15 protein-coding genes and 1 pseudogene are annotated in these 12370 nt (G+C 39.5%); 1 reads left to right on the forward strand and 15 read right to left on the reverse strand.

The features are described from left to right. Nucleotides 1-53: 53 nt before the first annotated feature. The 9 genes from PGH26_RS12210 to PGH26_RS12250 form a co-directional block, all read right to left on the reverse strand. Nucleotides 54-704, reverse strand: a complete 651-nt coding sequence (locus PGH26_RS12210) for a DUF3885 domain-containing protein (RefSeq protein WP_431312495.1) — start codon at nucleotides 702-704, stop codon at nucleotides 54-56. A 537-nt stretch (nucleotides 705-1241) separates the two neighbouring features. After that, nucleotides 1242-1826, reverse strand: coding sequence for a helix-turn-helix domain-containing protein (locus PGH26_RS12215; RefSeq protein WP_323691334.1), 585 nt, complete (start codon nucleotides 1824-1826; stop codon nucleotides 1242-1244). Between the two features lie 100 nt (nucleotides 1827-1926). Next, the gene (locus tag PGH26_RS12220; protein ID WP_323691335.1) at nucleotides 1927-2529 is read right to left on the reverse strand and encodes a class I SAM-dependent methyltransferase; all 603 of its coding nucleotides are present in this window, start codon (nucleotides 2527-2529) and stop codon (nucleotides 1927-1929) included. 524 nt (nucleotides 2530-3053) lie between these two features. Continuing rightward, nucleotides 3054-3314 carry a hypothetical protein gene (locus PGH26_RS12225; protein WP_323691336.1) on the reverse strand — a complete coding sequence of 87 codons (261 nt, stop codon included), beginning with the start codon at nucleotides 3312-3314 and terminating at the stop codon, nucleotides 3054-3056. Between the two features lie 67 nt (nucleotides 3315-3381). Beyond that, a complete protein-coding gene (locus tag PGH26_RS12230; RefSeq protein ID WP_323691337.1) occupies nucleotides 3382-3759 on the reverse strand; it encodes a DUF5412 family protein in 378 nt (125 codons plus the stop codon). Between the two features lie 468 nt (nucleotides 3760-4227). Then, nucleotides 4228-4428 (reverse strand): cold-shock protein, encoded by a 201-nt coding sequence (locus tag PGH26_RS12235; protein WP_323691338.1) that lies wholly within the window; start codon nucleotides 4426-4428, stop codon nucleotides 4228-4230. 272 nt (nucleotides 4429-4700) lie between these two features. Next, nucleotides 4701-5255 (reverse strand): GNAT family N-acetyltransferase, encoded by a 555-nt coding sequence (locus PGH26_RS12240; RefSeq protein WP_323691339.1) that lies wholly within the window; start codon nucleotides 5253-5255, stop codon nucleotides 4701-4703. Between the two features lie 110 nt (nucleotides 5256-5365). Further along, the gene (locus PGH26_RS12245) at nucleotides 5366-5824 is read right to left on the reverse strand and encodes a DUF4362 domain-containing protein (RefSeq protein WP_323691340.1); all 459 of its coding nucleotides are present in this window, start codon (nucleotides 5822-5824) and stop codon (nucleotides 5366-5368) included. A gap of 194 nt (nucleotides 5825-6018) precedes the next feature. After that, entirely contained in the window at nucleotides 6019-6279 is a 261-nt protein-coding gene (locus PGH26_RS12250) for a DUF6199 family natural product biosynthesis protein (protein WP_323691341.1), read from the reverse strand. A gap of 953 nt (nucleotides 6280-7232) precedes the next feature. Here PGH26_RS12250 and ltrA point away from each other — a divergent pair. Further along, nucleotides 7233-9029: a group II intron reverse transcriptase/maturase gene (gene ltrA / locus PGH26_RS12255; protein WP_323691342.1), complete on the forward strand. Its 1797-nt coding sequence runs from the start codon at nucleotides 7233-7235 to the stop codon at nucleotides 9027-9029. A 124-nt stretch (nucleotides 9030-9153) separates the two neighbouring features. Here the strand turns inward: ltrA and PGH26_RS12260 are convergent, their stop codons facing one another. The 6 genes and pseudogenes from PGH26_RS12260 to PGH26_RS12285 all read right to left on the reverse strand — a co-directional run bounded on the left by PGH26_RS12260 (nucleotide 9154) and on the right by PGH26_RS12285 (nucleotide 12300). Further along, entirely contained in the window at nucleotides 9154-9276 is a 123-nt protein-coding gene (locus tag PGH26_RS12260; RefSeq protein ID WP_323691343.1) for a hypothetical protein, read from the reverse strand. Nucleotides 9277-9493: 217 nt separating this feature from the next. Continuing rightward, a complete protein-coding gene (locus PGH26_RS12265; RefSeq protein WP_323691344.1) occupies nucleotides 9494-10093 on the reverse strand; it encodes a hypothetical protein in 600 nt (199 codons plus the stop codon). 47 nt (nucleotides 10094-10140) lie between these two features. Continuing rightward, a complete protein-coding gene (locus PGH26_RS12270; RefSeq protein WP_323691345.1) occupies nucleotides 10141-10677 on the reverse strand; it encodes a GNAT family N-acetyltransferase in 537 nt (178 codons plus the stop codon). Between the two features lie 100 nt (nucleotides 10678-10777). Then, nucleotides 10778-11452: pseudogene (locus PGH26_RS12275) on the reverse strand (HAD hydrolase-like protein); the annotation flags it as partial. 79 nt (nucleotides 11453-11531) lie between these two features. Beyond that, nucleotides 11532-11756 (reverse strand): hypothetical protein, encoded by a 225-nt coding sequence (locus PGH26_RS12280; RefSeq protein WP_323691346.1) that lies wholly within the window; start codon nucleotides 11754-11756, stop codon nucleotides 11532-11534. Between the two features lie 133 nt (nucleotides 11757-11889). Further along, nucleotides 11890-12300, reverse strand: a complete 411-nt coding sequence (locus PGH26_RS12285; RefSeq protein WP_323691347.1) for a hypothetical protein — start codon at nucleotides 12298-12300, stop codon at nucleotides 11890-11892. Nucleotides 12301-12370: the final 70 nt, after the last annotated feature.

Below are 12370 nucleotides of genomic sequence, written 5' to 3' on the forward strand. Positions count from 1 at the left end.
TGCTGGGCTCGCCTTTTTGTACTGCAGTGTAGCGCATGTACACACGTTCTCTTTTAAGAACTGGCATCTGTCTGTTTAAATCTCGTGTCCATCAGCGTTCGATGATCATCTTCAATCCAATCCGTGTACATTTCATACAAAGGCCGAATCTGCTCAATATCAGAGGCGATAATGTCGCAGCCCCGTTCGCTGAACAAATGATAGATGATGTTGCGGGTTTTGTTCAGATAATAGAGTTGAAATCTGCTGTCAGGCTCTTTCATCAACCCCGTAATCGGTAATCTCTCCTGTTCAAAACATTTGGTTTCGAGCATGAGGTCATAGCGTAAATCACTTTTTCGACACGGTTGAAGAAAACGATGAGTGATCATCTCATCCCCATCCGAACTTCGCGGTTCTGTGATCAGTTCATGTCTCACCTGATCCAGCACTTCTTGAGTTTTGACAAACGTCCGATACGTCGTCAGCGGTCTCTTTTCAAAGAAATCATGACTTTTCTTTGTAAATACATCCGCCACAACAAGCAAGTCATCCTCATCCCGGAACACTTCATCAAATAGAGCAACTGAACGATGAATGGCTTGCTTCAGCCCGCTCGCATCATCTATGTGGGCTCCAGGTTCTGAAAGTTCAAACCTTAAGCCCTTATCCCATGCAGGAAACAAAGGTGATTGCAAAATTCCATTTTTGAAGTGCTGTTCCAAGTATGTTTCTAGAGTTACTATACGATTTACCCTCTTTCACTAGCTTTGTTACAGGTCTGCAAATTCAAACGAGTATCACCAGTTTATAAATTTGAAGCTTATATCATTCATGGTTCCTTATGTGTATAAGTAGTAATGATCAAGCATCTAAACCGAAATTTACCCGTTTTTCAATGAGTCGAATCCTATTTTGCCAGTGTTTTTGAGAAATATTTTAACATCATAGTTTATTCCAGTGAATAATTGGAACAAATGTAAGTCGCTATGAAAAAGAAGAGGAAATAATTGTGAAGGATAGAAGTAAAAGAGATGAGCGAAGCGATCTGGTTTAGCAGCTGCTGAGCAATCTTCGGAATGCAGAGCAGCTGTTATATGACTTATTTTAACGGCTCGGATTTCTGACCTGACGGGAAACGCGTGTCATTTTTCGAAAAGAGATTCTTTTCAATGTAGAAGGAGTTACTCTGAGACGAAAGAAGATGCCGAAATAAAGCTTTTTCCAGCAAGTCTTCCTATCTCTTCATAGCACATCTCCGTTTACACATGCTGATAAAACAAGCCATGCTCTGTGCAATAGGACAGCAGCATGCCATGTTTGCGATTTGCAATTCTTGCTTGCAGCGCCCATTCCGGGTACTGCTTGATCACTAGAACTTGGTCTCCGGTCGCAAATGCTAAGAAAGAAATATAATGATCCTTGTCCATTGGATGATCACTCGAAATATACAGTTCACCATCCACGGTTTCCGTGTTTAGCAAATGGGCATCTGAGGCCTTTTTCGCTGTTAACGGTGTGAGTTTTCTGCCGCAGCAAGAGACGGATGCGTTTCCAGTGTTCAATGAGATATTGCCGCATGAGTCGCAAACAAAGTAATTTGATTTTTTCATATTGCCTCCTACGAAGTCGTTAGCGTTTAGGTCGCCATCCAGAATTTCTTCGATATTCGCACCAAGAAGGATTGACAACTCAGTCAATAACGAGACATCCGGACATCCTGCCCCCCGCTCCCATTTTGAAATGGTCCGATCCGACAGATGCAGGCGATCCGCAAGTTCTTTCTGCGTCCACCCTTTTTCCTTCCGTAATGTTAAAATGACTTGTCCCACTTTCTCATAATCCAAGGCATGTCCTCCCCTTCCTGATAAGTTCATCTTACGCTCTGGTTTGTTTGACCCGCAACCAACGCTCCGTAGAGTCCGCTAAATAATGATTCTCATTGCTTCAGCCTGCTTTTACACAACTGCATAGGAACAAGGAGGCATCCTGGTTTACGAAAAGCTGACTGCCTTCATAAAACGTATGCCTCGAGATTGATGAGAACCCTGCTTGGGTCAACTTGTCATGCAGTTCTTCAGGTGTAAACCCATTGTGCACCTTCGGATGGCTAACTAACTCATTTTTGTCAAAATCGACGATGAGTAATGTGCCGCCATCCGATAAAATGGTATACAGCTGTTTCAATATCTTTTCAGTGTCCGGAATATGGAGTAGCACAAGTGACAGCAGCACAACATCCGCCTGAAGATCGGGCAATTCCTCCATGAAATCGGCATGTCGAACAGTTGCATTCGCAATTTCCCGCCGCTCGATTTTCGCTTCTGCCACTGCTAACATTTGTTTGGATGAATCCATCAGCTGCACCGACTCGGCTAAATCCGTCAGCTCCAGTCCGACCAGACCCGTTCCACTTCCATAATCGATAAGTGTCTTCGGTTGAACTCCCTCCAGCTCCGGACGTACTTCCTTCACAATCTCTTCCGCCAATTCTTTTCGAAAGGGCGTATCATATCTTTTCGCAAGCTCTTCAAAAACATTCGTTTCCATATAAGTCCTCCTCAGCTTTCGTTTCAAGTATTAGTGTATTAACATTCTCCTAGTCATCTGAACAACTGTCGTTCCATTTAGAAATAGCGACAGGAACAAGCTCCTCGACAGGTCTAGTATACAAATAGTGAAACCCATAAGCACAACATTGACTCTGAAAGTTTTTTCAAAATATAAAAACTCTCTCTTAACATAGAGAGAGTTTAAGTTGCTTATTCACTTGCTGTCTTTCACTAACTAGCCGCTCTGCCAGTGAAATTATTTATTGTGGTATGTCAATAGTATCAAACGGTACTTTCTCTATCAATTCCCTTGCCGCCAAAATGATTCCAACTATAATACGTTCCCCAGAAAGCAATGATCATCGCCAAAAGTGAGTAGAATTTATAACCAGCGGGTGTAAAAGAAACCAACAAGACACCTATTACAAAATAGGGCGGCAGCAGTATCCAAAATCGTTTGTTTTTAAAATGGCTAAACAACTGAAAAACTCCTTTCCTTTGCATTTCGGTAATTTGCCACAATTAAAAGTAGTATATAAGGAAAATCGCAACTGTAAGAATCGATAGTATCGATTTAATCCATAGTGCTTTTTTAGGTATGCCAGCTTTCTTTTCGAGGTAGTTTATATAAATCATGACTAAAGTGAAACCAAACAAAGTAAAACCGTAAGCCGTACTGCCCATAGCTTCATTGGCTTTCACGATCCCCCAAAAAATCATGAGCGGTCCTGCTGTACCAACCAACATATTTACATATAAAACGTCTTTATCTGTTTCCTCCAACATGCCACTTCCTATACGGGTGCATTTTTCACACAAAATCGTTTGTTAGTGCATCGACAAAAACGCTTCATTCATGTCTGTAATCATACGTATCGCCAGGCACTTTCAGTTTATGGCCATTTATAGTTACGAGACGATCATCAATCCATTCCACCGCTGCATGTTCTTCCATATCCCAATATATATTTTTACTCTTTTTGTCTTTTTCATTAAAAACAAGTTCCCCAATAATTCCGTCTTTGACGGTTGCACCATTCTTGCTTTTATACAAATTTATTGTGTAGCTGCCGTTCGGAGAAGTACTTTCAATCAATAATTCATCTTTACTGACTCTCTCTATATCATAAAATGCCCAGTTAACGATATAACTTCCCAAACATAGAAACAGGATGGCAAGAGCAGCCAGAAAGGATATGACGGGTCGTTTCTTTATGAATCCTACCACCCAAATCCCCCTTACATTTAATGTCCTTATCAACGCACAGATCTTATTCTCATTAGCAGTTGACTCACCAGAAGTTCAACTTGTTAACTCTACATATTAAGTATAACATTTCCATTTCTTAAACGTGTAACTTTTTCTCAATGTTCTTTTAATTCATTAGCGATATAGCAGATGTGAACCGCTGGTACAGTCCATAAACCTTAAAATTCTTACTCCCCTCTAAGGGATACAGCATAAACTAATTCCTTTTCATTTGCATGGCCTCAGGATGAAATCAATAAAAAACCCTTGCCAGCTGTTCCGGCAAGGATTCTTTTTTATTGATGAAATTGGAAGGATAACATGCATGCTGCACAGTGATCCATTAATTACAAAACGTTCCAAGAAAGATTTTTGACTCCAATCACACACGGAAAAATTTTGCGCAAAAAAAAGAGACCCTGCAAGCAGGATCTCTTTCCGCATTAATTATGCTTTTTGAACGTTTGAAGCTTGAAGTCCGCGTTGTCCTTGCTCGATATCAAATGTTACACTTTGACCTTCGTCTAAAGATTTGAAACCTTCGCTTTGGATAGCTGAGAAATGTACGAATACGTCTTCTCCTTCAGCGCGTTCGATGAATCCAAAACCTTTTTCTGCATTAAACCATTTTACTGTACCTTGTTCCATAGTTATTGCCTCCTAATGCGGATTTCCGCATAATTAGTTACTATACTTGCTCAAATACCTTAGACGAAAAACAAAATCTTTTTCTCAATCTGAAAAGAACAAAGATAATACTACCTAAAGAATAACATATGAATGTGGAAAAAGCAAATAGTTCTAAACTTATTTAAAATGATGTTTTTGTAATCTCTATTTTATCCTTATAATTGGCGTTATTAACATCTAGGAAAAAACGGACAATAATGCAGCCTTAATGCTTCAACTGGGACCGACCCTCAACTTTCCCTTCCCAGCCAGACATCCCTTGGTAAAGACATCAGGATCGAATTAATCCATTCTCCTTCAAATTCCAGATCATTCTCTTCAATTCCGCATTCGACGAATCCCAATTTTTCATATACGTGCCTCGCCCGAGGGTTAAATTCAAATACGCTTAACGTAATTCCGCACAGCGAAGTACTGAAAAACAGATAATCCAAGAACAGCTGGGTCGCTTCTGATCCTAATCCTCTATCTCTCCCACGAGGTCCAATCATGATTCTGAAGTTCATACTGTGATTTCCTGCATCGTAAGAATTGGCCACCGCTTCCCCTACTAAACAGCCTTGGACAGGGTCAACAATTGCCAGATCCAGACGATTGGTTTGTTCATTTCTTGTTGTATACCAGTGTAAAACGGTTTCGCGATTGTATACGGAATCGCTCCCGGTTAATTTCAATAGCTCCGGATCTTTCAAGCATTCTTCAATATAAGGAAAATCTTCGTCAACAAATGGTCTTAGAATTACTTTTCGTCCAACTATTGTGGGTTTTTGAAGTAAATCAATCATTTCCTTTGTACTCCTTTTTGGTCATCTGAACTGTCTGCCATACAAGTTCCATGCAGTTAAAAACCAATGCAAATTAAATTTTTCAAAAGGCCATCCCCATTTTTCACGCATTAAAATCCATGATCATGGTCATGCTCTTCCTCCTTAAAAACGTTAAGCAGATTGAAGGTGTCGGAACTATCACCTTGCTCGCATCCTTCTAGAGTATACGTGAATAATTGCTGCCCTTCCTCTGTTACCAGCTCCGTACAGGACATTTTCACTTTAGCAGGAGTATCTCCCCGCTTTTTATTTTTTGAGCTGTCGATTTCCAAATCAAAACCTGTCCCGTCAAACGTTAACTTATACAATGTCGGATTTCCCTCAAGTGTAAAATTGGAGATCTGAACAGCAGCGGAATCTTCTGCATGGACGCTTCCTAAAAACTGTTCAAATCGTTCAAAGTTATAAACAGGACCATTCATATTGATGACATCCCCATTTTCCATCGCTTTTTCACTGTCATACGAACAAGCAGCTAACAGGCATGTCCCAACAAGAATAAGTACAACGACTATACACTTTTTCATAAGATACCTCCTGGGGCGTAATAATGCTTCAGTTTCACTTTATGCAGCTCACTGTCATCTTATCCCAGCAAATCCTAATGGGGGGATGCCATCCATGCCTCGCTCTTCCGTAGACAAAAAAAATACCGTACGCTCCTATAAATAGGCGGGTACGGAAGGCATCTATAACTTCGGATGGGATTAGAAATTTTCCATTAGCGGCTCATGACTTGGATTCCAGGTAATGGAGGGTCAGGCGTAAAGGCATCAATAGCAGCACTAATCAATAATATGGTCCATACAATCATAATAACGATGCTCCCTATCCGAATCAGCTTGATTTGAATATCCGATAACTCCGGAATCTCTTTATATCTCCAGCGATCTAAAAAGAAAAAACTATCTTCCGGTTCATAAAGACTCCAAATAGAAAAGCCATACACAGGTATTGAAAATACTATAAAAATAAATAACATTAGTAGATTAGCACCTCTTCCGGCTGTCAAAATGACTTATTCGAAACTCCTGCAGACTGATTGACACAAACCCTTTATATCGTAAAAACTTAATTAAATTTGCATGGAGAAAATAATCCTTTTTTATAATGGAACTACCCAAACTTTATATCTAACAGATTCTCCAATTGTACTTTTGGTTAATACCCTAAACTCATTCATCTCAGCAAGTCGAAAGGCTAGGGAGACAGCGATTTTATAATCGGGTGTGCGCGACAAGTTCTGTGATAAATGCCTTCGGCATGAAAACACAGGGAATTTATAATACAAATTTCAACTTTACAACAGAAGATAGGAATGAGGAAACCATGTATTCCGAAACTATCTCACCGATACTCCTGCGTGCGTCATGAGTGACAGTTCATGGGGTTCGAAGCTCAGGTAGAGTCGGCAGAATGAAGGCTAGAGCCATTCGTTAGAAAAGGTATGCCAACGGATATGCCGGGTGGCTGAAAAACTAGATAGGGTGAGAATGTTCCAGTCTAAAGGAACTGACAAATTTCTGAAGGTACGGGTCTACAGATTGAACATAGTGAAAGCTATGGCCCATCCAACGATGGGGTGAGTGGTGTGGAGTAAAAGTGCGCCCTCTGAAATACGCTATACCGAACAAAGGCGGTATCCAGCTCACAGGCTTACAGGAAACACCTACGTCTAGAACGGAAAGCTATGTTGTAAGGGACTTGGAAAGCCAAGGAACGTTGAAATAAGGACTGTCATCTAAAACGGTTGCTATAAGGCGCAAGCCGAAATGCATTTATCCTTGTGAGGGTAGGGGCACGACTGATGAATCTTCTGTAATGGAAATGGAGGAACAGCCCCAAGTCTATCCATGAGAACGATTATTTTCTTCACGTGAATGACACCGATCGGGTAAGAATGTGGGAACATCACTCATTTGGAGGGATGCCACAGTGTCAACTTTGAGATATTGGGATTACTACAATATGACGGGAATCTTCACGGATTTATACGAAAGAGCTAGTCAACAGGATACGTTCAGTCGTCTTTACGAGACGGTGACTTCAAGAGAGAACATTCTCTTAGCTTTTCGAACGATTAAATCTAATAAAGGGTCAAAGACCCCTGGTACTGATGGGAAAACCATCAAAGATATTAAAGAGCTTTCGGAAAATGAATTGGTGAAAACCATTCAAACAAAACTAGAAAACTACCGACCTAAGAAAGTCCGAAGAGTATGGATTGAAAAGGAGAACGGTCAATACCGACCTCTTGGAATTCCATGTATTCTTGACCGCGTCATTCAACAGTGTTTTAAACAGGTTCTAGAGCCAATAGCTGAAGCCCATTTCTACAAACACAGCTATGGATTTAGACCATTAAGGTCTACTCATCATGCCATGGCTAGAGTACAACATTTAGTCAATACTGCTAATTTGCATTATATTGTGGATGTTGACATTAAAGGGTTTTTCGATAATGTGAATCATAAACTTCTAATCAAACAATTATGGAACTTAGGCATTCAGGATAGAAAAATATTGGCTTGTATATCCAAAATGCTGAAAGCCGAGATTGATAAAGAGGGCGTCCCATCTAAAGGTGTTCCTCAAGGTGGAATTTTATCGACTTTATTATCGAACGTGGTGCTCAATGACCTTGACCAGTGGGTTGCGGGTCAGTGGGAATTCTTCCCTCTTTCGAAAAACTATAAAACAAGAGAAGGTAAAGTGGTCGCTAAGAAGCGTACCGCTTTAAAAGAAGGATATCTTGTCCGTTACGCAGATGATTTTAAAATTCTTTGCCGAGATGGGAAAACAGCTCATAAGTGGTATCACGCAGTAAAGTTGTATCTCAAAGAGCGTTTAAAACTAGATATTTCACCTGAAAAGTCACAAATTGTGAACTTGCGGAAAAGAAAGTCTGAATTCTTAGGTTTTACAATAAAAGCGAATAAGAAAAGAAATAAAAGGGTTGCCCATACGGGCGTTAAAAAGAAAAAGCGGGAGAAACTCAAAGAACAAGCAAAAGTCCATATCTTACGGATAAAAGCCTCCCCAACCACTCAAAATGCTTTACGCTTTAATAGTTTTGTTTTAGGGATTCACAATTATTTTAAGGGAGCTACACATGTCAATCTAGAATTCTCACGTCTTGCTTACGATTTACAAGCCTTTCTGTATAACCGCCTTCGTCCTGTAGGGAAATACGGACGCCCAATCAGACCGAGTACTACTTATAAGAAGTACTTTAGCACAAGGTCTAAAACATTTGAGATTGCGGGGGTTCATCTTTTTCCCGTTGGAGATGTACGGACAGTAAATACGATGAATTTTAGTCCGACATTATCACTCTTCACGGAGGAAGGCAGAAAGAAAATTTACGATAAATTAAAGCCGGATGTTCGTTTGGAAATTAGTAATATAATGAAGGCTGTTCTTCCCAACCGAACGGTTGAATACATGGATAATCGCATTAGTCGCTTCAGTATGAAGATGGGGAAATGTGAACTTACAGGTTGGAATTTAACTGCTAGTGAAGTTCATTGCCATCATTATAGACCCAAACATCTTGGAGGAACGGATGAGTTTCGAAATCTCCGTATTCTTCATAAAGATATCCACCGGTTAGTTCATCGTATAGATACAGAAATCATCACATCTGAAATAAGGAAATTTGGTTTTACTTCTTCAATGATTAAGAAACTAAACCAATACCGAATGGAATGTGGGCTTGAAACGGTAGTATAATCTCACGTCAAAATGGAACGAAGAACTTATAATCAAGTATCCATCGATAGATGGAACGCAAAGTGCAAGGAAACTTGCACGCTTTGTGTGGAGCGGGGGAAAAGCTGGAGATGATTTCAAAGGCTTACCTATCGCAAACGTCATAGCCATCATACAATTTTGCATACATTTCATTTCCTATGGAGTCAGCCCAAACATCCGCTTCTTGCAAGCTATCGAATACAAAATTTTCTACTTTCCAGTTCAATGGAATCTCCTAACCTTCCTTTTCAAATCACTTACTGTAAAAACGATTAACTAACTCTCATTTAATCACTCTCTAGCATTATAATGGCCCGACTGCTATATCGTTTAATAATCCAGATACACACTTATACAGCAAAAAAACAAACGGTCTTAGCCAGGTAATTTGCAAAAGCTATCTAAATTCACGAACATTTCATTCCCTAGAATTCCCCCCTTTCTTAATCGGCCTTTAGCTTCTCGATTCGTTCCTGGTCAAGTGAAAAAGGAGTCGCACAAAAAAGCAAAAATCCCGCTAACAGATATAAAAAAATAATAAGTCCCAAGTTAGGATGTGCTTGTGTAAAGCGCAGCATTGCAGTGATTACAAGTCCCAACAGAACAATGACTGCAAGCACTTTCGGCAACTTGATGAGTTGCCTCCTTTTGCCGGGATTCACAAATACTGAAGTAATCCTCTCTTTCAATAAATGGCTGATTAAGAATAACAACACGGTACCAATCAGGAATGGCCAAAAAGCCAACGTGCCATATGTTGATCTAACAAAAGGCATCATTGCAAAAATAGAAGATCCGATAAGTGCCCAATACAATTGGAGGGAATTGTACCGCCTCGGTTCATACTTACTATACCGCTTCCATAATAGGAGAAGGCGGAAGATGATGAAAGTCTCAATTGCCAGATTGATGGGCAGCCAAAATAGAAAACGTCCTTCCGGTACGGCACTGGCACATAGCAGTAAAAAGACGTGCAGGAGAAAGGTAAAGAGAATAAGATTATCCGCTTTCACTGGCTTATTGGTATTTTGTTGTGAATTCATAGGATCCCCTACTTTTATATTTTACATAAGAAATAATAAAAAATAATTTAATTAATCAGCTGAAATATAGTCCTTATTTCATCCCAGCCATATACCAGTTCGGGAAGTTTCTTACCGCCTATCTCCACTTCAACTGTATCAATTTTTCTTCCGCCAAGTGATTCGTAAAACTTACGGGAATTAGTATCTTCCAAAACAAGAACAAGCATTGAGTTTATTCCAACGTCAATAATGTCTTTAATGATTGGCTTTACAAGGGCTGTTCCGATTCCTTTGCCCTGATACTTTTGTAAAATATAGATAGCGTATATCTCGCCATCATATCCTTTATACTTACAGCTTCTTTCTTTACCGCCTTTGGAAAATCCAACTATTTCTCCAATGCCGTTCTCCACTACATAAATATCGCCAAAAGGGATGGCATTGGTCCACATTTTTTCACGACTATCGTACGAAAGGTTAGATAAATATTCATCTGGAACTATATTGGAATATGTTGTTTTCCAACTATCGATGTGTACTGTAGCGATTCCGATAGCATCTGTTACAACTGCCTTTCTGATTTTAAAAAGGTCGTTATCCACTTATCTTCCCCCTTCGGATTCCTTAGTCTTGCCCGCTTCCTTAAGATCGGAAGCTGATTTTTGGTATAGATACGCCCCTGATAATTGAAGAACTGAGTAGTTAGATAGGTAAGTTAGGTAAAATTGTTTTTAATTCAATTAAATCATCTATGACTAGATTGGCCTGAGAAAGTTCATCTTCTTTCGCAAAATCAAAATTACATCCTATTGAAATTAACCCATTATCCTTAGCTGCTTTTATGTCTGATAGGCGATCCCCTACTACTGCTGCATTAGTAATCCCATACTTTTTTACAATACTCTGAACCAGGTCAGATTTATTTAATGATTCAATTTGCTGGATACTGAATGTCTCTGTAATCCAATTGTCCAAGTTATAATGACTCACTATGGCTTCTAGGTATACGGTTAACCCATTGCTTGCTATGTAGATTGAAAACTCATTCTCATGTAAATAACTTAAAACTTCCTTCGTATTAGGATACAAAGAACCGTTTCCATTTTTTATATTTCCAAGCAGTTTTTCAAGGAAATACGCATCTGTATATTCTCTTTCTTGAGTAGAGTGATCAGGTAACAGAGTTTCCCAAACTTGTGGCAAAGGAACTCCCATGATTTCACGATACTGCCGAATTGGCGTCGCTGCGTCCCATTTATCCATTGAACGTAAATGTTCAAAAGTATCATCCAGTGATATTTCTAATATTGTATCTGTTTGAAACAGTGTTCCATCCATATCAAAAATTACAGACTGTGACATTTCTTTTCCCCCCTTAACTATATGGCCTGATTCAGGCATACTGGATCTTCAATAACTGTCCCCAAGTGTGGAAGAAATAAAACTGATCTCACGATTAATTATATTCTACAAATCGTAACATTCCTTTTGATACAGATATAACATCCTCTTGATTGAAAATAAGACAAGCTATACCTCCAACATACTTCTCATGTTCAAATTCACCAAGAACTGTCACGTATCCTTTTTCAAAAAAGTAAATGAGTTCATGGTCATGTTCTTCAACAGCACTTAACGCATTAAACAGAAACGCTTTAAGTGGTTTATCGTAAAATCGCATTGCAAGATATCTCCTTTTCCTGGTCTGCTCTGTAAGATGGCCCGATAACAGAATACCAATTAGCTTACATCACCACAGTAAGACACTACGATTATGTACGAATGGCATCTTACGCCAGCAATCAAAATACGCGTTAGCCTTCTACAAGACCAGTGTATTTGATAAGCTTTCCGTCTGTTTCTACCAGTAAAATAGGTCCGCCAACTTCTGCTGACTCTTTAGCCGAAAATATTTTGGCTCCAACAGGTAATTGAGTCGCCATATTATTTTCAAAGTTTGTATGGGATTCATATCTTGCAGTTATTTCTCCAACCTGTTCGTTCTTTGTTAACGTCAGTTCTTCAATCCACTCAATTCCAGCTTGATAAATCATCCCTTCAAATTGAAATATGTCAGCATCAGGCTCTAAAGCTAAGACCTCTTCTGCATCAGGATTTTCAGTTGTATGAACTTCGAATGTATTTGTATCCAAGGGATTTGAACATCCCAAAGCATTCAATAAAATGACAGCAGTTCCACCAAGAATTACTTTCGACAGTTTCACACCATCGCCCCTTATAATCTGACATTATAAAGATTGGTCGTATTTACTTTATAAAACGTTTCATACCATG

This window comes from Sporosarcina jeotgali (assembly GCF_033304595.1).
Taxonomy (GTDB): Bacteria; Bacillota; Bacilli; order Bacillales_A; family Planococcaceae; genus Sporosarcina; species Sporosarcina jeotgali.